19 protein-coding genes and 1 tRNA gene are annotated in these 25,994 nt (G+C 53.2%); 10 read left to right on the top strand and 10 right to left on the bottom strand.

The genetic code is table 11. From position 1 onward, the window contains the following. Window positions 1-284 precede the first annotated feature (284 nt). On the top strand, window positions 285-2,345 hold the full coding sequence (gene glgX, locus Pr1d_RS10940; protein WP_238476717.1) for a glycogen debranching protein GlgX: 2,061 nt from the start codon (window positions 285-287) through the stop codon (window positions 2,343-2,345). Between the two features lie 77 nt (window positions 2,346-2,422). On the opposite strand, the gene Pr1d_RS10935 is transcribed toward glgX, so the two are convergent. The 4 genes from Pr1d_RS10935 to Pr1d_RS10920 form a co-directional block, all read right to left on the bottom strand. Continuing rightward, the gene (locus tag Pr1d_RS10935; protein WP_148073556.1) at window positions 2,423-4,021 is read right to left on the bottom strand and encodes an aspartate:alanine exchanger family transporter; all 1,599 of its coding nucleotides are present in this window, start codon (window positions 4,019-4,021) and stop codon (window positions 2,423-2,425) included. A 258-nt stretch (window positions 4,022-4,279) separates the two neighbouring features. Beyond that, a complete protein-coding gene (locus tag Pr1d_RS10930) occupies window positions 4,280-5,641 on the bottom strand; it encodes a PQQ-binding-like beta-propeller repeat protein (RefSeq protein ID WP_148073555.1) in 1,362 nt (453 codons plus the stop codon). Window positions 5,642-5,814: 173 nt separating this feature from the next. Beyond that, a complete protein-coding gene (locus Pr1d_RS10925) occupies window positions 5,815-7,335 on the bottom strand; it encodes a cytochrome P450 (protein ID WP_148073554.1) in 1,521 nt (506 codons plus the stop codon). A 17-nt stretch (window positions 7,336-7,352) separates the two neighbouring features. Then, complete coding sequence (locus Pr1d_RS10920; RefSeq protein ID WP_148073553.1) at window positions 7,353-7,904, bottom strand: DUF1579 domain-containing protein; 552 nt, start codon at window positions 7,902-7,904, stop codon at window positions 7,353-7,355. A 277-nt stretch (window positions 7,905-8,181) separates the two neighbouring features. On the opposite strand from Pr1d_RS10920, the gene cbiE reads away from it, so the two are divergent. Next, a complete protein-coding gene (cbiE, locus tag Pr1d_RS10915) occupies window positions 8,182-9,423 on the top strand; it encodes a precorrin-6y C5,15-methyltransferase (decarboxylating) subunit CbiE (RefSeq protein WP_148073552.1) in 1,242 nt (413 codons plus the stop codon). Between the two features lie 48 nt (window positions 9,424-9,471). Here cbiE and Pr1d_RS10910 read toward each other — a convergent pair whose 3' ends face one another. The 5 genes from Pr1d_RS10910 to csrA all read right to left on the bottom strand — a co-directional run bounded on the left by Pr1d_RS10910 (window position 9,472) and on the right by csrA (window position 13,465). After that, the gene (locus tag Pr1d_RS10910) at window positions 9,472-10,497 is read right to left on the bottom strand and encodes a potassium channel family protein (protein ID WP_148073551.1); all 1,026 of its coding nucleotides are present in this window, start codon (window positions 10,495-10,497) and stop codon (window positions 9,472-9,474) included. Beyond that, complete coding sequence (gene argJ, locus Pr1d_RS10905) at window positions 10,497-11,690, bottom strand: bifunctional glutamate N-acetyltransferase/amino-acid acetyltransferase ArgJ (protein WP_148073550.1); 1,194 nt, start codon at window positions 11,688-11,690, stop codon at window positions 10,497-10,499. The genes Pr1d_RS10910 and argJ overlap by 1 nt, the downstream gene beginning before the upstream one ends. Before the next feature lie 62 nt (window positions 11,691-11,752). Then, on the bottom strand, window positions 11,753-12,763 hold the full coding sequence (gene argC, locus Pr1d_RS10900) for an N-acetyl-gamma-glutamyl-phosphate reductase (protein ID WP_148073549.1): 1,011 nt from the start codon (window positions 12,761-12,763) through the stop codon (window positions 11,753-11,755). A gap of 187 nt (window positions 12,764-12,950) precedes the next feature. After that, window positions 12,951-13,022 (bottom strand) — tRNA-Glu (locus Pr1d_RS10895). A 209-nt stretch (window positions 13,023-13,231) separates the two neighbouring features. Then, window positions 13,232-13,465 (bottom strand): carbon storage regulator CsrA, encoded by a 234-nt coding sequence (csrA, locus tag Pr1d_RS10890; protein WP_210417954.1) that lies wholly within the window; start codon window positions 13,463-13,465, stop codon window positions 13,232-13,234. Window positions 13,466-14,296: 831 nt separating this feature from the next. Between csrA and Pr1d_RS10885 the strand changes: the two genes are divergently transcribed. The 8 genes from Pr1d_RS10885 (at window position 14,297) to Pr1d_RS10850 (ending at window position 23,807) form a co-directional block, all read left to right on the top strand. Beyond that, window positions 14,297-14,845, top strand: coding sequence for a NuoI/complex I 23 kDa subunit family protein (locus tag Pr1d_RS10885; RefSeq protein ID WP_148073548.1), 549 nt, complete (start codon window positions 14,297-14,299; stop codon window positions 14,843-14,845). Between the two features lie 62 nt (window positions 14,846-14,907). Then, entirely contained in the window at window positions 14,908-15,537 is a 630-nt protein-coding gene (locus tag Pr1d_RS10880) for an NADH-quinone oxidoreductase subunit A (protein WP_148073547.1), read from the top strand. A gap of 88 nt (window positions 15,538-15,625) precedes the next feature. Beyond that, entirely contained in the window at window positions 15,626-16,156 is a 531-nt protein-coding gene (locus Pr1d_RS10875; RefSeq protein WP_148073546.1) for an NADH-quinone oxidoreductase subunit C, read from the top strand. An 18-nt stretch (window positions 16,157-16,174) separates the two neighbouring features. Beyond that, window positions 16,175-17,380 (top strand): NADH-quinone oxidoreductase subunit D, encoded by a 1,206-nt coding sequence (locus tag Pr1d_RS10870; RefSeq protein WP_148073545.1) that lies wholly within the window; start codon window positions 16,175-16,177, stop codon window positions 17,378-17,380. A gap of 208 nt (window positions 17,381-17,588) precedes the next feature. After that, window positions 17,589-19,940: an efflux RND transporter permease subunit gene (locus Pr1d_RS10865; protein ID WP_148073544.1), complete on the top strand. Its 2,352-nt coding sequence runs from the start codon at window positions 17,589-17,591 to the stop codon at window positions 19,938-19,940. Between the two features lie 140 nt (window positions 19,941-20,080). After that, window positions 20,081-21,646: an SDR family oxidoreductase gene (locus Pr1d_RS10860; RefSeq protein ID WP_148073543.1), complete on the top strand. Its 1,566-nt coding sequence runs from the start codon at window positions 20,081-20,083 to the stop codon at window positions 21,644-21,646. Window positions 21,647-21,660: 14 nt separating this feature from the next. Continuing rightward, window positions 21,661-22,893 (top strand): glycosyltransferase, encoded by a 1,233-nt coding sequence (locus Pr1d_RS10855; RefSeq protein ID WP_148073542.1) that lies wholly within the window; start codon window positions 21,661-21,663, stop codon window positions 22,891-22,893. After that, entirely contained in the window at window positions 22,890-23,807 is a 918-nt protein-coding gene (locus tag Pr1d_RS10850; protein ID WP_148073541.1) for a class I SAM-dependent methyltransferase, read from the top strand. The genes Pr1d_RS10855 and Pr1d_RS10850 overlap by 4 nt, the downstream gene beginning before the upstream one ends. A 109-nt stretch (window positions 23,808-23,916) precedes the next feature. Here Pr1d_RS10850 and Pr1d_RS10845 read toward each other — a convergent pair whose 3' ends face one another. Beyond that, complete coding sequence (locus Pr1d_RS10845; RefSeq protein ID WP_148073540.1) at window positions 23,917-25,512, bottom strand: sodium:solute symporter; 1,596 nt, start codon at window positions 25,510-25,512, stop codon at window positions 23,917-23,919. Window positions 25,513-25,994 lie beyond the last annotated feature (482 nt).

Raw genomic sequence — 25,994 nt, 5'->3', positions numbered from 1 at the left:
GCGCTTCCGAGTAATGCTCCGCACAAACCACCTTACCCGGCAACAGGGGTAACAACAAACATAGCAGGCAACGAAGGTCTGCCATGCTTTATCTCTCACCTCATGTAACTAGGAGACAATAGTCGAAGGACTATGGCATCGCCGTTCGCACACCAAATGCGAATCGGTTTTTGTATTTAGAGACGGGAATCTCATCACACGCCAATGTCCACCACTGAGAGTCATCCAACATGCTGAGTCTTACGACCCCTACGCTTCCCACCCTGAACGGCACCCGGTTCGCCATGCCTGCTTTGCACAAACACATGCAGTTTCACTACCCGCTTCCCTACGGAGCCATCCTCCAGGAAGCAGGGGTGCAATTCGCAGTTTATAGTCGCTCTGCCACCGCGATGCGGATTCTGCTCTACCGTAGGACTTCTGACCGAGAGCCGTATCGAGTCGTGGAACTCAACCCGGCTACGGATCGCTGGGGCGACATCTGGAGCGTCTTCGTCCCAGGCCTCAAGGCAGGCCAATTGTATCACTTCCAAGCGGATGGTCCCTTCACTCCTGAAGAAGGACTTCGCTTCGATCCACGTGCCCGCTTAATCGATCCTTATGCTCGAGCGCTTGCAGGAGACTTCCAGTCCTCTACGGATGGAGTGGTTCGTCCCCCTCGCTGTGTCGTGGTGGAAGACCAATTCGATTGGCAAGGGGATCGCCACTTGAAGATCCCCCTTTCTGAAACAGTCATTTACGAAATGCATGTGAAGGGTTTTACCAAGGGAGCTTCGCGTGACGTCAAGAACGCTGGATCCTACTTGGGTGTGATCGAAAAAATCCCCTATCTGAAATCTCTGGGAATTACTGCCGTCGAACTGATGCCGATCCATGAATTTCCGATCCTCGATCCCTTTGGCAACAAGCCAGAACGCCAGAACTACTGGGGATACGACTCGATGGCATTCTTCTCTCCCCACCGCGGCTACATGGCAGGAGACAAGCCGGGCGATCAGGTTCGTCAGTTCAAGGAAATGGTCCAGGCACTTCATTCCGCCGGGATCGAAGTGATTCTCGATGTGGTCTTCAATCACACTGCCGAAGGCAATCACATGGGCCCCACGCTCAACTTCAAGGGGCTGCAGAATGATGTCTACTACATGCTCAATGATGACGGCACGTACAAGAACTACTCCGGCTGCGGCAACACGCTCAATGGCAATCATCCGATCTGCCGGGAAATGATCTTTCATTGTCTCCGCCACTGGGTTCACAACTACCATATTGATGGTTTTCGGTTTGACCTCGCGTCGATTCTCAGCCGCGATCGCAATGGGGAACTCATGCCCAATACACCGATGGTTGAGATCATCGCTGAAGATCCCATGCTGGCTGATACGAAAATTATCGCCGAGGCTTGGGACGCCGCAGGGGCCTACCAAGTCGGCTCATTTGCCAAGGGGCGGTGGGCCGAGTGGAATGGTAGGTACCGCGACGATATTCGCCGCTATTGGCGGGGCGACTCGGCAGTAACCGGCAGCATGGCTACGCGCCTCTCCGGCTCCAGCGATCTCTATGAGCATAGCGGACGCGATCCTTACCACAGCATCAATTTTATCACGTCGCATGATGGTTATACGCTCAATGATCTCGTCAGCTACGAGCAAAAGCACAACCAGGCCAACAAAGAGGACAACCGCGACGGGGACAATAACAACTACAGTTCCAATTATGGCGTGGAAGGTCCGACGCGACGCAAAGCCATCGTCGAACTTCGTCTGCGACAGGCGAAAAACCTGATGGCTTCGCTGCTCTTGAGTCATGGAACCCCGATGATTGTGTCTGGCGATGAGGTTTTGCGGACCCAGCGGGGCAATAACAATGCCTATTGTCAGGATAACAACCTGAGTTGGTTCGACTGGAAACTCGTCGAACGCAATTCCGAGATGCTCCGTTTCTGCGAAGCCGTGATCGCATTCCGTAAGGCGCAGCCGACGGTCCGCCGAGCAACCTTCCTCACGGGCAAACCTCACAAAGCGGGTGACCTCCCCGATGTGAGTTGGTACAGCCCCGGGGGAGACGCGATGGACTGGAGCCATGCTACCCAGAGTTTGATTTGTGTGTTCAGTACGACAGGTCTCGAAACTCCCATCGCCCGCAACGTGATGCTGTTGTTGCACCCAGGGCCGTCGGAACAGAAATTCCAGATTCCCAGCGAACTGCGACGTCTGCCCTGGAAGTTGTTTTTCGACACGTCGGCCGCCGCGCCTCTGGACGTTTATCCCAAGGCCGATGGGCCGGAACTGCCTGCTCGGGGAAGCTTGCAAGTGACGCACCATTCTATGCTCTGCTATGTGGCATGAGAATTTGGGATGGGGGGCTAATCAGTGAAGGAGTGCAAATGAAAATCTTCGATTTCTAACCACTTACTGCGAGTCCGTTACAGTAGACTCCCCAGTAAGGGTGCCAGAAAAGTCACAGCAAGTAGGGCCACCGGATAGACGGCCACGTAGGCAGTGGAGGCCGCGGAGGAATCAGCGACACGAGTGACGGCACCCAGACCCGGGGTGCTGGTCATCGCACCGCAAACGGCGCCGAGACAATTGAGCGCATCCCAGCCGAAGACATGCCTTGCCAATCCCCAAGCGGCAACCAAAGGTACGAGCGTGACGATTGCGGAGGCCAGTAGGAGACTTCCACCTTGACTCTGCACCACTTGCCAGAAACTTGCACCGGCCTCGGAGCCTGCTCCACCTAGGAACAAGATCAGGCCCAAATCATTGACGAACCGCCGGGCGGCTACCGGCATGCGAAAATTCATTTTCGATATTCTTCCAAAATGTCCCACAACTAGGCCGGCAGTGAGTGGTCCACCAGCCATGCCGAGCTGAAAGGAAATTGCCGGCGATAGGCTGATTGGAATATTTCCCAGCACAACACCGGCCAGTAACCCGATGGCAAACGGCAGAAACTGGGTTTCATTTAGTCGCTGGGCTTTGTGGCCGAGGATAGGCTCGATCCTAGCAAGGTCCGCCACATCGCCCACCAACCGCACTTCGTCGCCGAATTCAAGGGTCGTATGACCCTGGGGCACAAACTCAAAGTCGTCTCTCCAGATCCGAGAAATCGTCAAACCATAGAGCTCGCGAAACTGGAGGTGCCTGAGACTTTTCCCGCAGATGTTTTCTTCGGTGACGATCAAAGTAGCGGAAGAAATTACGGAACGAGGTTCTTTGAACCCCGCCTCCCGAGGCCCTAAGAGCAACTCCAGTTTCTTGATCTCCTCCTCCGAGCCTACCACACGCACATATTGGTTGAGGCACAATCGTGTTCTCGCTTGCGGGGGCATGGCCACATACTTGTCAATGACACGCGAAATAACTGCTCCGGACATTGAGGTCGCCTCGACTTCGCCGATCGTCTTACCTTCGAGCTGAGGATTGGTAATCCGCAGCCAAGCGGAATCGACGACTGGATTGCCGTTGCCTGCATCAGAGCGATTGATCTCCACTTGCCAATCAATTTTCAGCAAACGAGGAACAAGCTGAACGAACAAGACTACGCCAATGACTCCCATCGGATAGGCCACCCCATAGCCGACCGAGATAGTTGGATCTTTCAAGATTTGTAGTGAAGCAGCCAAGCCTGGAGTGGAGGTGAGCGCACCGGCATAGATACCGGTGGCCAGTGACGGTTCGATACCCAACAGCGTGGCCGAAGCAAAGGCGACTAACCATGCGATTCCCAAAGTGAACAACGCCAATACCAAATAAGACAGTCCATAACGTCGAACCGTGCGCAAGAAATGTGGACCTGCCTGCAGCCCTATCGTGTAAGTGAAAAGCACGACCCCCAAATCGGTGAATACCTCAGGGAGGCGAACGCCCCAATGCCCCATGGCCATAGCGACAAACAACACCCCTGAGGCACCCAGCGAGATGCCCCAACATTGGATACGTCCCAGCAGCGTACCAACGGCAATCAAGGCAGTCAGCGCAAGGACAGGCTGTTCGTTGAATATTAAAACCAAATAGTCCAAGGCAGGCACAATCGATAGGAGGGAGGTGCTCTAGGGAGGGACGGGGATTATACCTGGATTCTTGCTTTGAAAAAAGGCGACCGACTGGGGCACACTGTGACGACTGGCTAGCCGCGAACGTAAGTGACCGGAGGGATCTGGGGGTTGGGGAGGGGAGAATGTATTGAGAGCTGAGTGATAAGCGTTGAGGGGCAACTATTGACAAACTACCAACCTCGTAAACTTTGCGGCTTAGCCATCTGGCAAGATACATATCTGCTAGGGCTTCGCCAAGTCGACGCAGATGATCTCATTGTCATTGCGGAGATAAACACGCCGATTGGCAAATGCTGGGTGGGACCAAACGACTTTGCGGCCGGCCATCGTGTTGTCCGGTTCGATTAGGTGGGCTCGGCTTATTTCTTCGTATCCGGCGGGGGTTAGCTCGGCGATGATCAGATCCCCCTGTTCATTGGCGATAAAATAGCGGTCCTCATGCTTGATGAGGAATGCATTCGCCCAGCGATCGGTGCGGCTATGGAGATCGCCTGTCGAGCCAGTGGCCCGCAGGTCTTCCCAGATCCGCTCGCCGGTGGCGAGGTCGAGACAACGGAGCTGGCCGTAGCTGCCCACGCCATAGATATATCCATCCTCGATGAAGGGTGTGCTCATCACCGCATGAAGCTTGTCGGTGTTGCGTTCGCTGTGGCTTTCGCCGCGCCAAATGAGATCGGGCACGGACTCCGAGTTCTCGAAACCCAGCAGCATTGGCCCGTCATAGAACGCCGAGACAAACAGCCTCTCTCCCGCCTTGCGGGGTGTCGCAATCGTCATTCCCGCCTTCACAGAGAAGGGAATCGACCAGAACACCTCGCCGGTGACCGGATCGAGCCCGTTGACCGCCTGGGGATGCCAAATCACCAGTTGCCGACGCCCTCCCAACTCGTAGATCATCGGCGGACAGTAACCTGGCTCGGCAGCCGAGAGCGAGCGCCAGATTTCCTCGCCCGTGTCCTTGTTGAATGCCACCGCTACGCTCCCTTTGCCACCCACCAGGCAAATAAGCCGGTCGCCGTCCAAAAGGGGATGCCCGGCAAAACCCCACACGGGGGCAGGCATGTCGTAGTCCTCTTTCAACTCGCGGGACCACAGAGGTTTGCCCGTCTTGGCATCGAGGCAGTAGAGATCTCCCTCGGCGCCGAGCGTGTAAACTTTGCCGTCGGCCACCAGTGGTGACGTGCGCGGCCCTGCCGCATAGCTAATCGTATACTTGCACGGATATTCATGGGTCCAGAGTATCGAACCATCCGTAGCATCCAAGCAGAGCACCCGTTCGCTGCCGACGGTGGGGGAGCGATCAAAGGCATTGTCGGAATTCTGCTGGCCCTTGTTCAATTGCCGATCCGTGATGTAAACCCTGTCACCAACGATTGATGGCCCCGAATACCCACTGCCAATGGGAGTCCGCCATAGCACAGGTGGCCCCTCAGCGGGAAACTCCCGCATGATCCCATCTTCACGCCACACGCCGTCCCGCTCGGGTCCCAGCCACTGTGGCCAATCATCGGCGGAAGCCGATTCGCTCGCAGCGAAGGCGATACATAGTAGACCGATAACACAATTCAATCGATTTAAGGGCATGTGATTCACTCCTTTGGGTTGGCCTGGGACTACGGTTGAGGATAGCGCATTGGGGTAGAGATGCAAGCCATGGCGAGCCGTAAGTGTAAACGCCCGGAGTTCGAAGCGAATAACTCCGGGCGTTTACACTTACGGCTCGACTGGGACGAGTTGGTGGCTGGTGGTGTTTGAAATTACTTATCCGACGGGTTCTTGAGGAGCATTTCCCACTCGTCTGCAGTGGTCATTCCGGAGGAGGGTTCGCGGAGTTCTAGTTCGACCAGTGTGCCGTCGGCGGGTTTGGTGGAGACGCCTGCTTTTACTGGGTTTTCATCATGCAAGGCTCGGAAACGGAACATCTTTATAAAAACTCCCACCACGAGTGCCACCTCGAGTTGGCCGATGTGTTTGCCCGGACAAACGCGGGGACCATGTCCGAACCCGAAGTGAAGGTGTTCCTTCGAGGGTCCTTTTTCAGCTGACAGGTGCTCCCAACGTTCGGGGGCAAATTCCGTGGCTGTAAAACCTGTCGTCGCTGCGCCCCAATGGTCCTCATGGCGGTTAGCGTGCCAGACGTCGAGCAGGATGTGCGTATTCTTGGGAATGAGCATCTCGCGGCCGTCAGATGTGGTGATCCGGATGGGTGCGGTTGCCTTGCGGGGTAGAAAATAGAGCGACGGCGTTAGACGCAGCGTCTCGTCGAGAACTGCTCCCAAGTGCCGAGCGGCAGCGATTTGGTCCGGGGAATAATCAGCCATGGCTTCGACCTCGCGGTATACTTTCTCTTGCCAAGCTTCGTTCCTTGCTAGATGAGAGATTGCCCAAGTGGCAAACGAAGTTGTCGCTTCCAAGGCACCCGCTAGGAATACTTTGATGTTGCTCCGCAGAGCTTCGTCGGAGGCTTCCGTCTGGAGTTTTTCCCACAGGCCGCGGCCGGTAGGCCTGGCGGCCAGCACTCGATCGGTGAGTTCGTCGAAGGTAGCAAAATCCCGATTGGCTTGGGCATAGCTGCGACTTATCTTTGCCAGCACTGTACGTGGCAAACCGAGCCGATTGGTAACCGTATCGCGGACAATGTGGTCGATGACGCGTTCCAATGCAGGAACATACTTGTCGCGAATTTCTTGGTAGTCTATCGAAGCTCCGAAGAAACAGTCCACCAGCAGTTCCAACATCAACGCTTTTATCTCTGGCTCGACGGCGATCTGAAGACGCGGGGACCCGGTGTCAAGCAGATGTTGTCGAAGGACGAGCAGCCGCTGTCGCACTGTTTTGCGGAACGTTTCTTCAAACTTAAAGAAGACATCCACTTGGAAGAGGGCTGTTTTGCCAAATGGGGCGGCAGATGCCTTTCGTTGCTTGCGCCACATCGCCCCATTGCCGAAGAGGAGAGTATCTTCACCGGTCGCCCGCGCGATGCCAGTCGAAGGAAGTGTATCGCGGTCGAACTGCCCCTCGCGGTCTCCTGTGGAGGTAAGGACTGCGCGGATAATCCCTGGATCTCGAGTGACGAGTACGGCAGGAAAGCCAGGGACATCCAAGTAGCGATTGTGGCGTCCGGGGCCGATTTCCTCATCGGCCTGCCAAAAATAGGCATCCAAAATGTCGATGGGGCGCTGGAAATTCCACGGATGGGGAAAAGGAAGCGTCGGACGCCCCGACTTGAACAACAGCGGCACGCGGGTCGGCTGGCAATCTCCTTCAAAGGGACTCATGGCAAAAATCTGTTGGGTTATTTCCGTTTCATTTCACCGGTCATGAACGTGACCCATTCTCCCTTGTCGTCCATCATCTCTGCGGTTGCGACGACCAGATTGCGGGTTTTGAATTCGTAGCTATCGCGGTATTTTGCCATCTTGCCAGTGCCCATCATGTCGGGGCCTTCGGCAACAAGTGAGAGTTTCTTGCCCGACTCGTCTACCGTCCCTTCATACTGCCAGAGGTGGTCGGTCATGGAATCAACCCACGTGCCCACATATTTTTTCTTCGCAGGATCGTAGCCGAGTGTCTGCACGGCGTTGAAATCAACGCCGCCGATGTCGCCTTGCATTTCATTGACGACCCAGAAGCCGCCGACCTGACGCGATTTCATCGTACCTGAGCAGTCCATGGCGGGAGCGTCAGGCGAAGCCGTGGCTTTGGATGAGGTAGCCCACTCACCCTCGAACTGCTTGAGCCATTCATGTTCCTCTTGAGGCGATGGGAACTGGGGTGTCTGTGCCGCTACGATCGATGTGAACAAAGCGAGGCAGACAATGGAGCATGCTGCAATGAAACGAGACATGGGTTCTTCTCCTGTGTAAGGTTTTCTTCATGGTAATCTTACTCCTACACTCTAGTCGAGCGGAGATTGACTGGATCGACAAGTGCCGCAGGGGTTTCTCGGCTGGCGGGGCAAACGCGATCCACTCTTACGAGCAGGACTCGCCGGGCGCGTCGCGGCTAACCAGGGGCGTCTCGGCCAAACTTGCGATTGCTGACGCGGCTTTGCGTTGCGGCGGAAAATCGTTACGCTGGGGGTAACGATTTTTTGTATATTCGCGTTCGCAGGAGGGATAGACGTGGCCAAGCAGTCGGTTTCGATTATTGGTATTGGTGATGATGGACTCGAAGCCGTTTCCAATTCGGTTCGGCAGTTGATTCTTGGTGCCGATCTTTTGGCCGGTAAGGAGCGGACCCTGGCATTGGTGCCTGAGGCACCGGGAAAGCGGCTGATCGTTGGGACGGATTTGGATGCGGTCGCCTCGGAGATCGACGCTGCCGGGAACGCCAAAGTCGCCGTGCTCGTGAATGGGGATCCCTTGTTCTATGGGTTGGCTCGGTTTCTCTGCGACCGGCTCGGCAACGATCGTTGTGACATTATCCCACATGTGAGCAGCATGCAGTTGGCGTTTGCTCGGGTGAAAGAAAACTGGGACGAGGCGTATCTCACGAATCTGGCCAATCATAAACTCGATACTGTCATCGAGAAAATTCGTGGAGCCATGAAGGTGGGGCTGTTTACCACGGATGCAATTAGCCCGGCGATGGTCGCGAAGAAGTTGCTCGCGCGGAAAATTGATTATTTCACCGTGTATGTGTGCGAGAACCTGGGAGCTCGTAACGAGCGAGTTACTCGTGGAACCGTGGCAGAGATTGCCGCACAGGAGTTTCAGCCGCTCAATGTGATGGTATTGGTGCGCGATGCTGACATCCCCGACCAACCTCGCAGGTCACGGATTCGCAGTAAGTTTGGTAATGCAGACGAAGAGTTTGTGCAATCGACCCCCAAGCACGGCTTGTTGACGCCGGCAGAGGTGCGGGCCGTGGCACTCGCGCAGATGGCTTTGCACTCTGACAGTGTGGTGTGGGACGTGGGGGCGGGGTCCGGATCGGTGAGCATCGAGGCTGCGCAGCTATCCCCTGAGGGGCAGATTTTTGCCATCGAGCAGGACAAAGAAGACGAAGCGCTCATCCGAGAGAATGCCGACCGTTTCGGCGTATCAAACGTAACCCCCGTCTTGGGGACGGCTCCTGAGGTGTGGAGCGATTTGCCGAATCCTGATGCGGTGTTTATCGAAGGGAGCGGCAAGGAAATAGCGAGACTGGCCGAGTTGGCGTTTGAGCGATTGAATCCCGGGGGACGATTGGTCGCCGTAGTGGTTAGCATTCAGGGACTCGATGAAGTCAACAAGGCGCTGACGCAAAAAACATCACAGGTGCAAGTGTGGATGTTCAACATCGCCCGGGGAAAGCCGCAATTGGAGCGATTGCGGTTTGATTCGCTGAATCCGACGTTTCTGGTGGCGGCGGTGAAGGGGTGAAAAGCTGTTAGCGATTAGCAGTTAGCTTTTAGTGAAATCCAACTCTTGCTAATAGCTAACAGCTAACTGCCTCTCTTCGACACAGGTTTCGTAGAACTTCTCTAGATCGGCTTCGGGGCCCATGACGACGACGGTGTCTCCTGGGTACAGAATCTCCTCGTTGGCAGGATTGAACACGGTTTCGCCAGTGGCCTTGCGCAGGGCGACGATCATGGCTTGGTGCTGCGATTCGGCCGCGCCGATAGTTTGACCAACAAAGGGGCTCTCGGCTGTGAATTGGAATTCATCGAGTTCGGCATTCAGACCCGAGTAGTGGTCGCTGAATCTAAACGGCTCCGCAGCGCTTGGATTGACGATCTTTTCTGCCATGCGCTCGGCACCGATCACAGCTGGCAGGATGACCTCGTTCGCACCAGCTTGAAGTAGCTTCTTTTCTGTTTGGGGATGTTCACCCCGGGCAAGAATGTGGATCGAAGGGTTCATGTTTCGCGCGGTGAGGGTCAAAAACACGCTCTCGGCATCGCTGCTGACGGAGATGACGATCGTTTTGGCGCGTTCGATTCCCGCGGCTACCAATACGTCTTCCTCGGTCGCCAAGCCCTCGAGCGTAAGAAACTTTTGGGCCCGTGCCTCGGCAAGGCAGTCCGCACTGGGGTCTATAATCAGAAAAGGCACATTGTGTCGAGCCAGGCGGTGACTTAGATTCTGTCCCACCCGACCAAAGCCGCAGATGATGACATGGTTTTCCAATTTGTCGATTCGCTTGAGCATGCGATTGGCTCCCAGGGCGCGGTCGATTTGGCCTTCGACGATCGCCTGAATGAACATGGCAAGGGTATACGCCATCGACACCATGCCGAAGACGATAACGATAATCGAGAGAAATTGCCGGGCTGATCCGACATCTGGCTCAGGGCTCTGTGAGTAACCAACTCCCGCCACCGTGATGACAGTCCAGTAGATGGATTCAAGAAGCGGCTTGTTGAACCACAGATGGTAGGAAAGAATCGAGGTAATGCAAACGAGGCCAAGAAACAGGGCACCGCGTCTGGCTCGATTCAGGGCTGGGTTCATCAGGTATGGTAGTCGGCGTTAAGTCGAACGTATTCCGCAGTGAGATCGGTGGTCCAAAATCGTGCCGAGGCTTCCCCTCCATCCATCAAGAGCACAATGCCCGTATCGCGTTGGGAGCGCATGGACTCGGAAACAGCAGCTTCGTCGAACTTCACCGGTTGGCCTTGATCGTATAGCAACATGCCATTGACCAGGAGACTCACCTTGGCAGGATCAAACTCTATACCAGCGTAGCCCGCTGCGGAGACAATGCGTCCCCAGTTGGGGTCATTCCCGGCAATCGCTGTCTTGACCAAAGTGCTGTCAGCAACGGTTTTGGCGATTTTGACGGCATCCCTGCGTGTTTGGCAGCCGTGAACTTCAACCGTAATTAGATGGGATGCCCCCTCGCCATCAGCCGGAATGGATTGGGCCAGGTCTTCACAAACCTCGACCAGAGTCGCTTGGAACTTAGCCAAGGCAGGTCCAGAGAGTTGGGGGCCACCTGCTGACCCGTTGGCTAACAAGAGAACCGTATCATTGGTACTCGTGTGGCCGTCGACGCTAATGCAATTGAATGATTCATCGGCGGCGTCCTTGAGGCCGGCGTCGGCATCGTCGGCGCTGATATTCGCATCGGTCAGGATCAGGGCCAGCATCGTAGCCAGGTTGGGTCCTATCATGGCTGCACCTTTGGCGACACCGGTGATGCAAATCTGCACACCGTCGATCTCAAACTCCCGAGTCTTGATCTTGTGGACAGTGTCGGTCGTTAGAATCCCGCGAGCTGCATCGACGAGTGATTGCTCATCGGTGTTGAGCAACGGAAAGGCCTCGTCGATGCCGGCTGAAATTTTGTCCATCGGCAGCATCTCGCCGATTACACCTGTCGACATGACCAATACTTGCTCGGGGTCGACTCCACATGTTTGGGCCGTCTTGGCGGCCATGAAAAGCGCATCTTTATCGCCTTGCTCTCCGGTGCAGGCATTGGCCACACCTGAGTTGGCCACAACGGCCAGAATAGACTTTGCGGGGGTCCTGGACTGACACAACTTGACTGGTGCCGCCACGACCAAGTTTTGCGTGTAGACACCTACAGCAATCGCGGGGCGATCTGAGATGAACAGCGAGAGATCTTTTTTGGTGGGGTTTCTCTTGACGCCCGTGTAGACGCCAGCCGCTCGGTAACCCTTGGGTAGTTTCTCTGCCATAGTGCCATCCACCGAAAACTCAGATTGTCAATCAACTATTCTGAAGGGACATAGCGAACGCCCTAAAGCAAGGCCATTGTTTCTTTGAAGCCGTAAACCACGTTGAAATTCTGTACTGCCGCCCCGGACGCCCCTTTGATCAAATTGTCAATCGCGCCAATGATCACCGCTTTGCTGCCGACAACACGCACCGTCACATCGCAAAAATTGGTGTGGGCAACATCCTTTGTACCCGGTAGATGATCAACGATGCGGACGAAAGGTTCATCCTTGTAAAATTCTTGCAAAGTTTCCCGCAACTGATTTTCCGTGGTGCCGGGAGTCACATCGGCATATGCAGTGATCAGCTCTCCGCGATCCATTGGGATCAAGTGTGGTGTGAATACCACATTGGTTTCCACTTCCGCCCAAGTGCTGAGGATCTGATCGATCTCGGGAGTGTGGCGATGCGTGCCGACACCATATGGCATGAGATTCTCGTTGATCTCGGGGAAATGAAGGTGTGCTTTGGGCGAGCGTCCAGCACCGGTGACGCCACTCTTGGCGTCAATAACTATTCCTTGCGGATTGACCTTGCCGGCTCTCAGCAAGGGCGCTAAGGCTAAAATCGCAGCGGTGGGATAGCAGCCGGGATTCGCTACCAAGTCGGCTCCGCGAATCTGATCACGGAACAACTCCGGTAACCCATACGCCGTCTTTCCCATCCGCTTGGGATCGGGGTGCTTCACCTGATACCATTTCTCATAGACGTCGGGATCATTCAATCGATAGTCCGCACTAAAGTCGATTACCCGGCAGTCGTTGTCCAATAGTTCCGCGATGACTTCTGCACTAGCACCATGGGGCAAGCAGCCGAAGACACAGTCGGCCCTCTCGGCTACTTCGGCAGGCGAAAGATTCTCTAGGCACAGATCAATGCGACCTCGAAGGGCCGGATGCACATTTGCAAGGTGGGGGCGATCCTCTTGGCGGGTTCCCAGCGCAGTGACCTCCACTTCGGGATGCCGGAGCAATAGCTCCAACAATTCCCGGGCGGTATAGCCGGTAGCACCAAGGATTGCCACTCTGATCATCTAGTTTGGCCTAAATCTCTGGAGGGTGAAGGTAGGTTTCCTACGCTGCGGGCACAGCCTTTTGAGTATACAAACGACAGAAGTCGCCCGCCATGGGTTCAGCAATGTGGGAACGGAGCAGGCACACTCCGTGTGCCGTCCGCTTTCTTGCTACTATGAAGCAGAATGGCTTGTAGAGATAATGTAATGACCCCTGCGGGGCTCGAACCCGCGTTGCCGGCGTGAAAGGCCGGTGTCCTAACCACTAGACGAAGGGGCCGATATCAATAACATCTCGGCCAACTTGAAGCTGGAGGGATGATTGACAGGCTGCTTGTCGCCACACGCACTTACGCTGTGGGACTATACAGGTAAGATAATCGTCGGCGGACGTCAAGTGGGAGAGTAGAAGCGGGGAAGCCATCTTTACCCGGAAAACCGCCGAAGCGCCCTAGCTGTCATCGCAGGCCTTGAGCCTAGGCTACGGAATTACTCAGCAGAATTGAGAGAATCGCGCTCGGCTGGTTCTTCATTATTAGCGGTATCGTTTGAGACGGGCAAATTACGGCGAATTGCTTCGTAGACTTCATTACGATGCACTGGAACTTCTTTAGGAGCTTCAACGCCTAAACGAACTTTGTCGCCGCGAATCTCAACGACCACGATCGTGATGTCGTCGTTGATAACGATACTCTCATTCTTTTTTCGAGATAAAACCAGCATGGGTCGATTCCTTCGTAACAGGAGCCTTCATTTCACCTTAGATAAAATCGGCGCGGCCCCCGAGTTGTTGTTTGCAAAATTCCGAAGGTCAAAATACGAGGTGGATTTCCGCAAACGGGCGGAACTTCAAGTGAAGTCCCTGTAATCCACTCTACGTGGTGATTGACCGTAGTCAAGCAATCGGATAGGGCACAAGCTCGGCATTTCGGTCTGAACGAAGGGAATTGGCATGCAATTTGACGCCCATTCAGTGTGAAAAGCAAGGAATTCGGCATGCCGCCCCAACCGGGACCACACTAAGATCTCCGTAAACTATTACTATAAAGGAACTTATATCCATACATTACTCTGGACCAGAATTGTCAATTATCCCAATCCCAGCGATTGATAACTTTCACCAGACTGAAGCTAGTATTAGAAATTGTGAAGTTTTTTTTGATTTATGGCCCCGATTTCGCTCGCATTCTTCCTGGACTTTGGACGCAAGAGGAATTCTGGCATGCCCCATGCTCTGGGGGGATGTGCCGAGACCAAGCAGTAACCGATTCCAGCATCCGTTTGTCATGCCACGCGGGTAGTCTATGCCATGTCGAATTGTCAGTTCATTTCTCTATCCGGGCACCACTTTGGTAGCCGCTTAATTCTCACTCGGACTCGCTCTACTCTAGAGGTCATGACCTGCTGAATAAATCGCGCTTTCTAGCGGTTGCGACGTTAGGAAGTCGTTCTATAATTCAGGTTTCGCACATTTGATTAAACGAAGCTAGCAGCAGTTGCTCATTACCATTGAGACCGCTGGTTGACATTCAACGGAGAGGATCAAGGCAAATTATGATCCAGGGACTCAAACGAGTCTGGCCATGGTTGGGAAACGTTTTTGAGGCGGTGTATACTGTTGCCGACGGAATGTGGGTAACGTTGCGAACCTGGTTCAAGACTTACCGCCCAGATCGAAAGACATTCACCGAACATTTTGAATACCCCGAATTGCCGGTGCCAGTAGCAGCTCGCTATCGGGGCTTCCATCGCTTTGATCTGACAACCTGCATTTCGTGCGATCAATGTGCGAAGGCATGTCCAGTCGATTGTATTTACATCGGCAAAGAAAAAGTCGAGGGAGGCAAAGGCTTTAAGATTACTGGCTACGCAATCGACTATACCAAATGCATGTTTTGCGCGTTGTGCGTAGAACCATGTCCTGTGGATTGTATTTTCATGGGAGGTACTCACGATTTGAGTTGTTATAGCCGGGATGGATGTGTTGTCGATTTCTCTCGCTTGCCACTTGACGTGGCTTGGGGCAGATCGTCGCTCAATCCGACGGCGGTAGCCCAGTCCAAGGTGATCACCGAGCCGGTACATGGTGGTCCGAATCAATAAACGCTGAACTCTGCGACGCACAGTATCGCGATCGCGGCTAATTTAGAAATTAAACAGTAATTATGGCAACACCTACTGCAGTCGTGGCCTATTTGGCATTGTTCGCTGGCGTTGCCGCGGTCTTTCTCTTTGCGAATCTACTCATTGGCAGACTTGTCCGTCCCAATCTGCCTAATGAAGAGAAGCTCGAGGTTTACGAATGTGGCGAGCCGGTAATCGGTTCTAGTTTTGTACAATTCGACTTGCGCTTCTACGTGGTTGCGTTGCTGTTTATCATTTTCGATGTCGAAATTGCCTTCTTTTTTCCTTGGGCCACGGTATTTGGGAAAGCGACTCAACTTACCTCTCCGAACATGCCAATTGTTGCGTCAGAAGTCCTTTCCGAAGGGGACGCGAACCAACTCTCGCCGATGGCGGCGATGCGATTTGAGGAAATGGGTGCCGCTCCTGTCGTAGGAGAAGGGGGCGCCGAAGGAGTTCGTGCCACTGCGCGTAAGCTGGCTTTGACTTCGTTCGCAGATATCGCGGTTTTCTTTGCCGTCTTGCTGGTGGGGTTTGCGTACGTCTGGCGACGGGGAGACCTGGACTGGGTGCGAGCCACCACGAATCAGCGCGGCGAAGTTGTGGGGAGAGCGCCCCCTCGTGCGATGGAAGCGACTCAGCGTTCTGGTGGTTCGGTGCTGTCGGCTTAGAATATTTCGGCCCTTAGAGTTTGCTGCTCCCCCAATTTGTCGGCGATAGTATTACAAATATCCTCAACACTCTCTCTGTGATGAAACCATGAGCGGACAAGCATTCGTTGACCAACTCAAGCAGAAATTTGGCGACAAGATTTCGGGCGCTAATCTGGAAAATGTCGATCCCTGGATCGAGGTCACGCCAGAGGGAATCGTCGAAGTGTGCCAGTATCTTCGCGACGAACCGAGTTTGGCTTTCGACTACCTCAACAGCATAACTGCAGTGGACTATTTGCATACGGATGAAAAGAAGGCTGCCAAAGCTGAATGGGAACCTCATTTGGAAGTCGTCTACCATCTGTTCAGCATGCAACACAAGCACAGCCTGGTACTCAAGGTGATGCTCCCGCGCTGGCAGAACGATGAAGTCGGCAACTTGCCACAACTCGATACGGTTTCCATGATCTGGGCTACGGCCGACTGGCATGAGCGCGAACTTTACGACCTGCTGGGAGTGGAATTCATCGATCACCCAAACATGCGACGAATTCTGTGTCCGGAAGACTGGGTGGGACATCCCTTGCGAAAAGACTATGAAATGCCTTTGGAATATCACGGAATCAGAGGCAGGTAGTCCTGCCACGGAAAATATATGACCGCTACTATCGACGACCCTCGGGTCATTGAATTTGATGTTCGCACCGACGAGATGTTGGTGAATATGGGTCCTCAGCACCCGAGTACGCATGGGGTGTTGCGGCTGGTGCTTCGTACCGACGGTGAAATCGTCTCCGAGGTTACTCCGCACATCGGCTACTTACATCGGTGTGCTGAGAAAATTGGAGAGAACCTAACCCCACGGCAGTGGATTCCCTACACCGACCGGATGGACTATCTCGCGGGCATGAATATGAATCTCGGCTGGTCACTGGCTGTCGAGAAGTTAATGAAGTATGAGCCACCCGAGAAGGGACGTCACTTGCGGGTGATCATTAGCGAAATGGGGCGCATCGCCAGCCATCTTGTTGGCATGGGTGCTTATGGCTTGGACCTCGGGTCCTTCAGCCCGTTTCTATATGCCTTTCGCGAGCGCGAGAAGATTCTTGATCTTTTTGAAGAGGCGTGTGGCGCAAGACTTACCTACAGCTATTTGACTGTCGGAGGGGCAACTGCTGACTTGCCACCGGGTTGGCTAGAAAAATGCTCGGCATTCCTGGATCAGTTCGAGCCGCTTATTGCTGAATACCACACGTTGTTGACAACCAATGCGATTTTCGTCAAGCGAGCAGCCGGGATCGGCCTTCTCTCGCCGGAGATGGCAATTAGCTATGGCACGAGTGGGCCGGTACTTCGAGGAAGTGGTGTGGACCATGACCTCCGGCGAGATGGCGAGGAAATCTATACTGCCATGTACGAAGGTTACGCCTTTGAGGTGATCGTTGAGAAAAATGGGCACTACCCCAAAGACCACAAATATCCCCAAATACCCTCTGATGCAGTACTTGGCGATTGTTGGCATCGATTCTATGTGCGGATGCTTGAAGTAATTCAATCCATCGATTTGGTCCGCCAGGCGATCGAATACTACAGCACAGCAACCGGCAATTATGGCGAACCTGTGAAACTCAACCAGAAACTCCCTGTGGGTGAGGCCTACCTCGAAACGGAAGCACCACGCGGACAGATGGGTTTCTATCTCGTTAGCGACGGTTCCCCGATACCCTGGCGGACGCGTGCACGCAGCAGCTCCTTCTGCAATCTATCGGTCACCGGCCCCTTGTGTGCAGGCTGCTTGATTGCCGATGTGCCAGCCATCGTGGGTTCGCTGGATATTGTGATGGGTGAAATCGATCGCTAAGAATATAGAACACGGATGAACGCTGATTGGGCGGATTTTCACGGATCTGAATGATCTGGGTTGGCTCAGATAGGTGTCATCAGCAAAACCAATCGAAACAGGTGTCTGAATTGGTGGGGAATGAGTCCGCGCTAATCCGCTAGATCCGCGTTCATCTGCAGACCATTTCTTACCTCTTCGCCAACGCACCGCGGAACTGTGCAAATAGATGGGGTTTTCTTTTTTCCTACGCCATCGAGATGCTGTCTTACTTCTAGTGCTACTCGTCTATCCTTTCGTGGTATGGAAGGCCTTGGAAGCTTTTCAAGGGGGATCGACTAATACGGATGATTGGCTTCCGGAATCGTTTGCAGAGACGAACGACCTACGCTGGTTTCAAAAACACTTTGTTTCTGACGATTTGCTCGTAGTGAGTTGGGATGGCTTTACGCTCGAAGATCCACGGGCAACTGAGCTAGCCGATCTCCTGAGCAGCCCTATCGACGTGGGTGATGGGGAGCGAATCGTATTGACTAGAAAAGTCATGACCCCGCAGGATGTGATTGCTCAATTGCAGGCCGAGCCGCTTTCGCTATCGCGGAGGGAGGCTGAGAAACGACTCTGTGGATGGCTTACGTGCGACCAGAGTACAACCGGTTGTCTGTTAGTATTGATGTCTGAAGAGGGTTGGCCCTATCGGGACGAAGTCGTTCAGACCATTGAACAATGGGCTCAGCAAGAAAAGAGTCTGACTAAGAACGATCTGCACCTCGCTGGACTGACGCTCGACTCGATGGCAATCGACGAAGCAAGTAACCGCCACATGGCTGCGATGATGTTGGGTTCTTATGGGCTGAGTATCTTATTGATGGTGCTCTTGTTTCGCAGTGTCGGACTAGCCGTTATCGTATTCTTCGACGCTTTGTTTTGTCAGCAGTTGAGCCTGGCAGTGATAACGCTCTCAGGGACGCAAATGGATAGCGTCTTGCTGATTGTGCCCTCGCTAGTGTATGTGCTGGCCGTATCGACGTGCGTGCATGTGTTGAATTACTATCGTGACAGCCTCCGTGAAGTCTCCCTGGAAGATGCCCCTGCGCAGGCCATGAGGCACGCACTGGTTCCTTGTCTGTTGTCGACGACCACAACAGGGATTGGCTTGATCTCTCTGATGGTTAGTTCACTGGTACCTGTCGATAAGTTTGCCTTTTTTGGCACGGTCGGATTGCTACTTTCTACAGGAATCCTGTTTATATTGCTTCCCTGCCAGCTCTCATGGCTTGGCCCCAGGCTGAAGCTACTGCCTGAGGATCCCGATGAGAGTCCTCCCCAATCAACTGCCTGGACGACTCTCCAAAACATCGTTCAACGATTGCGGTGGCCGATTCTGGTTGCAACCGTGATTGCTTTTATCGTGAGTGGTTGGGGAATCTCCCAACTTCAAACCAGCGCGCGTGTTTACGATTTATTCACCCATGACTCGCGGATCATCCAGGATTACGATTGGTTCGAGGAGAATATCGGTCCTTTGGTCCCACTTGAAATCGTGCTGCGCATGCCTAATGCCGAAGCGGGGAGCAGCGCCCCGGGGATGTTGGATAAACTCCGCCTAGTGGCAACGATTGCTCGTCTTGTCGACAACCACCCACAGATTGGAGCTGTCATTTCGGCTGCCACCTTTGCCCCGCCAATCGAGCGCAAGAGTCGCCGCCCGTTCCAGGTGGCCCGTGAGACGTTCATTAACAACCAGCTGGAAAACTTTCGCACAGAGTTTGCCCAGAACGGCTTCTTCGCCGAAGCTCCCAACGAAGAACTCTGGAGAATTAGTGCCCGCACCTATGCAGGCAGTATATTCAAGTTCAGCGAAGTCATGAATTCATTGAGCAACGAACTCGACCCACTCCTAGAGAAAGCAAGCGCACTCGGATTCAAGAATACGTCGCTTGTCTATTGTGGTGGAGTGCCATTGGTGCAAAAGACACAGCGGCAAATGTTGGTTGACCTAAAGGCCGGTTTTTTGTCGGCCGCCTGGCTGATCTCAGTTGTCATGGTCCTGTTGGCGTTTGTCCATCTATGGCCAGCATGGAGGGAGGCAACTTCTCCCCTACAACGCGGGCAGATCGGAATCAAGAGCTTGCTTGCGGGCGGGGTCTCGATGATTTCCAATTTACTGCCATGCGCAATTATTTTTGGTGCCATGGGATTGATCCACGTAAGGGTCGATATCGGCTCCTTGCTCACAGCAAGTGTTGCCTTGGGAATCGCTGTGGATGACACTTTGCATTTTCTTTCGTGGTTTCGTCGGGGTCTCAGCCAAGGTAGCGATCGCCGAGAAGCGGTCGCATTGGCCTATCGCCAGTGTGGGTTGGCAATGCTCGAAACGACTCTCATCTGCGGACTAGGTCTGCTCGTCTATGCACTTAGCCCTTTTGTACCTATTGCCCGTTTTGCCTGGCTTATGTTCGCAATGCTCTCCGTAGCCCTGGTGGGGGATCTCGTGGTACTTCCTGCCCTTCTCCTGGGGCGTACAGGAGGTTTCTTTCAGGCAGACAAACTGCCTTCGCCTGAAACTGACAATTCTTAGAACAGATCACAATACCCCTGTGGCGGGCCCATGTTCGACCGGTTGCCCGTCTGGTGGGGCTCGCCTAGAATGGCGGGCTTGTGAATGTGAGCGAAAAGGAAGGCGGCGGCATTTAATCCGCTAGACGAGGAAAGAGAACATTGGCAAAGTACACACTTTTGACCGGATCCACCGGCCTACTGGGGCGATACCTGCTTCGTGATTTGTTACTGGCCGGCAAGAGACTGGCCGTGGTTGTTCGGCCAAGCCGCCAGCAGACAATTCAGCAGCGGATAGAATCGATCCTGCAATTCTGGGAAAACGACTTGCAGATGCAATTGAGTCGCCCCGTCATTCTTGCTGGAAACATCACTGAGGAAAATCTAGGTCTCGACGAAGAATCACGTCAGTGGATTGCCGAGCATTGCGACGCGGTCATTCATAGTGCCGCATCACTGACGTTCCTCGAGGAAGCCGATGGCGAACCATGGCGAACAAATGTCGGTGGCACTCACAATGTATTGCAGCTTTGCCACGATACGAATATTCGCAAACTTCACTATGTCTCGACCGCCTACGTCTGCGGAATGCGCGAGGATCGGGTGTATGAATCTGAACTCGACTGCGGACAGGCTTTCCGCAACGATTACGAAAAGAGCAAACTTCAGGCTGAACAATTAGTTCGCGGTGACGACTTCATCGAAGAACTTACTGTTTATCGCCCTGCTGTGATTGCTGGCGATTCCCGGACCGGCTACACGAACACCTATCATGGTCTGTTCCTTTATCTCAAGATTATGTGCATACTGGCCCGCAACACGGAGCCCGATTCCGATGGCGTTCGTCGCACAGAAGTGCAGCTCCATCTAACCGGAGAAGAACAACGTAACGTGATTCCCGTCGATTGGGCAGCGGCGGTTATTAGCCACTTGTTCTGCAATACCGAAGCACACGGCAGAACCTTTCATATCGCGCCACAAGTGCGAATGACCCCTCGCCAGATGATCGAGGCGGGTTGCAGTTATTTCAATTCGACCGGCGTGGAGTTCATCGGCCATGCCGAAGAGCTGGAACTCTCTGACGGGGAATTGCAACGCCATGCCTACGAGAACTCCACCTTGTACCGGGACTATGAATATAGCGATCCCGAATTCGATTTGACCAATTTGGAGAAGTTTGCTGGGCATCTCCCCTGCCCTGTTATCGATGAAGCAATGTTCCACCGCTTTATGAAGTATGGAGAGGAAGACAATTGGGGGAAACGCCGCCTTCCAGAGGCTCGGAACCCCTTAAATGTGGGCAAGTTGCTTGAGAAGGCCGTGAGAAATGTTCCGACTCGGCAAGATCAACCCTTCGAGAATCAGCATCCCAAACAGGAACTTTGCCTCGATCTCACTGGTCCTGGTGGTGGGCAATGGATCATCACCTTGAAGGGCGATCAAATCATTGCGTTAAAACCTGGAAGCAATTCTTCAAGTTGTGCGACAATCACCATGCCAGCCGATCTGCTCGTAGCCCTGATGCAAAAGGACTCAAGCGGAGATCTTTCCCAAGGGCAGAAACTTGCAGGACCCTTGAGTACTTTGAAGGCAAAGGTTTCCAGTGGTGTGGATGGATCGCCTGAGCAATTGTTTATCGTGGCCTTGGGACGGGCTGTTGCGGACCAGGCTTGCGACAGATCTGATTACGATCTTTTGCCGCGCAAAGACCAATCTCAACCTGCGTAGCATTCTATGCTCTTATGTTGATCACCTTGAGCCTGATCGGACTAATGGTGCTGGTTCCCGTGTGGGGTGTGGCACATTATCTCCACTGGTTTTCCGACTACGAACTACCGCCGATCGAAGAAGCAGAGTTACCAAATGCTGCGATAATTTTAGCCGCAAGAGGAGCATCTCCAACCTTGAACGAGTGCCTAACTCGACTTGCGGGCCAAGATTACCCACGGTATCAAGTGTATGCAGTCATCGATCACCCGACCGATCCAGCGAACGCGATTATCCAAGAATGGAGTGCAAAGAATCCAGGCACCTCACTGGAAATCTCCTATCTGGAAAATCCTTTATCGAATGCTTATCTCAAAACGAGCGCTGTCATGCAATGCATTGGCAGTTTGCCCGACAACGTTGGTGCCGTGGTCCTTGCCGATGCTGATACGCTCACTTATCCGACGTGGCTTCGGGACTTGATTCGGCCGCTATTAGTCGAAGGCGTTGGGCTTGTGACGGGCAATCGTTGGTATGATCCTACGGTGCACTCTGTGGGAGGACTCACTCGGTTCTTTTACAATACCCTCTGTGTACCCCCTATGTATTTTATACGAGCTACTTGGGGAGGTTCGCTCGCCATCAAGCGATCTCTGTTCAATACCGAAAGCTATCATGATGGAATCGCTGACTCGTTTAGTGAGGAGGTTATCTTTCAAAAATTGACTCGGCATGCCGGACTAAGCATTGAAGTACAACCTGACGTGATGATTCTCAATCAAGAAAGTTGCTCCCTGAGTGCGGTCTTCAATTTCATGAAGAGGCAACTCTTATGGACGCGACTGTATCATCCAGGATGGATTCCGCTATTGATTGGCCTGTCGTTAGTCTATATCGTTTTTACTGGTTTCTTGTGCGTTGGAGTGTGCGGCCTAATCAGCGGCTACGGCCGCTTGGGTGGAATCATGTTGGGCGGACTCGTTCTGGAAATCATCTCTTGTCAGATTCTCTCCGAATGGCTGCATCGGTCCATTTCTCGGAGAGCTTTGAAGGTACAGGGTATCGAATTTCCGAAAATCGACTGGCCCGCTCGATGCCGCATGCTAGGAGTCCTGCCGGTATCATTCGTCATAATTAGCTATGCCATGTTCGCGGCAGCCATTGCCAAGCGAGTCAAATGGAGCGGCATCACCTATGAAGTCATTCCTCCCGATGGCATTCACATGCTAGAGTACCTCACCATGAATGAGGTTAGTAAAACCCCATGATTACTTCAGCAAGTGTCGATCCTCTCATCCCTCCCCTGCGAATCAATAAGTTCTTAATCGAGCTGATTGCAGAGATAAGTGAGACGCCGACGGATCAGGTTGCATTTCAATTCAAGCAGGAGCATACCGACCTGGGAGGAAGTGTGCGGCGAGCTATGGCTGAGAAAGGAATTCAGTTCTACGAGTGGAGTTCCGAATTAGAGCAGTTTTATGCCTCAACTGATGCGTTCCTTTATGAGACGCTCGTTTGGAATAGGTCGGGTTTAAAGAACGAAATGCGAAGCTGGATTGGAGAGTACCTTGCCAAAGTCTCAACTGCGCCCCAGCGAGTCCTAACTTTTGGCGACGGTTTGGGAATCGACGCCTACTATCTGGCCCAACTCGGTCATGAGGTAACCTATTTCGAAATCTCCCAACAGTGTGCCGAATTCGCCCGTCGGATTTTTGAGCGAGGCAATCTCCAAGTCACCATGCTTGACACTCCGGAGCAACTTGAGCCGAACTCTTTTGACGCGGTGATTTGCCTTGACGTGTTAGAGCATGTCCCCGATCCGCTCTCATTGGTTGGATGGCTCAGCAGCAACTTGCGAGATTCAGGAAAACTTTTCATTCACGCTCCGTTCCATTATCTCCACCCTGCCGTGACGACACACTTGCGAAGTAATCGTCGATATAGCGGCGATCTTCACACGCTGTATGCACCTCACGGTCTCTTTCCGGTTGACGGTCAGCTCTTCTGGAACCCAATCGTTTTTGAAAAGAGCGAATCGGCCAAACCACGACGACTTCCCAGGCAATTGCAGATCGGTAGTTTCTTATTGGGAATCGGCAAGCATTGGTCGACTCCTCATAATTTGGTTGCTCAGATGCTGATTAATACAAAAAGGCTAGCTGCGATGGTGGAAGAGGGGTAGGACAACGAATGTAAATGGACAACGCGCTATGGCTCTCGTCTGGTGAACTGTTTGCAAGAACATTTGGGAGCCTGTTCCCCGATTGCTCCCAATGGCGGAATTTGACGTGTTAGTGGACCGATTTTCGTCGTGAGAACAACAAGCCTAAAAGCACCATCGTCGTCGGCCCAATGACGATTACTAAGAATGAGTTAAATGGACTGGCGAAACGGCTAAGCGATTCCGGCCAGTAGTTGCTTATGGAAAAGGTCATCCACGCAATTACGAGCATTCCCACGCCGAGAACGACAATAGCTCCTCTGCTGGTGATCTTAGGTACCATCAATCCCAGGAGGAATAGACCGACGATTGCCGCGCCCAAGACACTCGACATCAGCCACCATACATCGAGTGCACTTTCCGTCAGCCGTACTAGCACGAGCGCCATGATCGTTCCCATCGCTCCCCAAACGATAGTCGCACCGCGTAGTACACCTACGTGCTGCGCATCGGTCGATTCGGGTCTCAACAAACGCTTGTAGAAGTCGCTCATTACCAAGGTGGCTGAAGAGTTGAGGGAGGTCGAGACGGTACTCATTGCTGCTGCGAAGACTGCCGCGATCAACAGCCCGCGAGCACCTTGGGGAAGATTCGCTGCGATAAAGTGCGGGAATACACGGTCTCCTAAGTCTTTGTCGGTCAGCTCGCTCGCTGTACGGCTAAGTTGCTCCTGGTAACTGGAGGAATCAACCGGCACGCCAGCTTGCATCAACCTTTGCTCTGCAACGATGACTCGCACCTCTTGCGTATCAGCAGGATGAGTCACGTAGTAGGCATAAAGAGAAGAGCCGATGAATAAGAAAAGGGCACTGACAGGAACATAAAGTAACGCACCAAACCACACACTTTTTCTCGCTTCTCCATCTGTTTCTGCAGAGAGGTAGCGCTGAATATAACTCTGATCAATGCCGAAGTTTCTCAGATTGTCAAACAATCCAAAGGCAAGCACGACCCAAATTGTCGGCTGAGAAACATCTAACAGGGACTTACTTCCGAGCGAGAACTTGCCGCCCTCACTGGCAATTTCGATTACTTCCGTGGGACCTCCAGGCATCCCTGCCAGTAGAATGGCTAGAGCTAGAATCGCCCCCGCCATTAAGACGATCGCCTGAATAGCATCTGCCCAAATCACAGCGACGATTCCGCCAACGAAAGAATACGCCGTCACGATCCCTCCGGTCACGATGATCACTTTACGGATATCCCAACCGAACAATACTGCCATGGGCAACGCCATCAGATACATTACCACGCCGATTCGAGCGACTTGGTAGAGTAAGTAGAAACAGCTCGCATAGATTCTGGCCCACAGTCCGAATCGCGTCTCAAGCAAAGAGTAGGCCGAGACTTCTCCTGAATTGCGATAGAGGGGCACAAAATACTGCACTGCGATAAACGCAGCCAAAGGGATACCCAAGGAATAGACAAAGACATTCCAGTTATCCACGAACGCTTTTCCTGGCAAGGCCAGATAGCTAATGCTACTCAGGTAGGTTGCGAAGATCGAAAGTCCACACAACCAGCCTGGGAGTGATCTCCCACCCAAGGTGAATTGGTCAGCAGAATTGTTGCGCCGCCAAAAGAACAAACCCAGCGCCATGATGCCTACGAAGTAGCCGATCAGTACTGCCCAATCGACTCCGGTGAAAAAAACCGCTGCAATCATCCTTTGACACCACCCGTACTTGGTTCTTTCACTGATTAAGGCATGTTCAAAAGTTGTGAGCTATCGCAACACTAACCAAAGTAGCGGAACAAGTGAACTTTGCTACGAAGGTAGTACCCAACGATGCCGCATGCTTACATCTCAACGAAATATAGTGCTCGTGCTGAAATCAAACTATAGATCAACCATAGAGAAAAGCGTCTCATCGACTTAATACGCCTACTAGTAACCCGAGAGACTTCCCAGCCATTACATCAACACAGTGACTCCTTTGATGTTGGCATCACTCCACTGTTCACCCATTCGCAAGAGTGTCACATTGGCGATCCAATGTTGTAACGTAGCCGAAGCTAGAAGGCCTAAAATAGACTACTATGCAAAGTGTGGTCAATGCGTTCTACTGGCAAGAAGGCACATTTAACTGTCGGTCATGGGTTCGAGTCGCATCGGGCTCTGCTCTTTGATTCTTGTGGTGAATCATT

It is taken from the genome of Bythopirellula goksoeyrii (assembly GCF_008065115.1).
Taxonomy (GTDB): domain Bacteria; phylum Planctomycetota; class Planctomycetia; order Pirellulales; family Lacipirellulaceae; genus Bythopirellula; species Bythopirellula goksoeyrii.
Note: the sequence above shows the minus strand (reverse complement) of the source record. Positions and strands in the feature narration are given on the sequence as shown.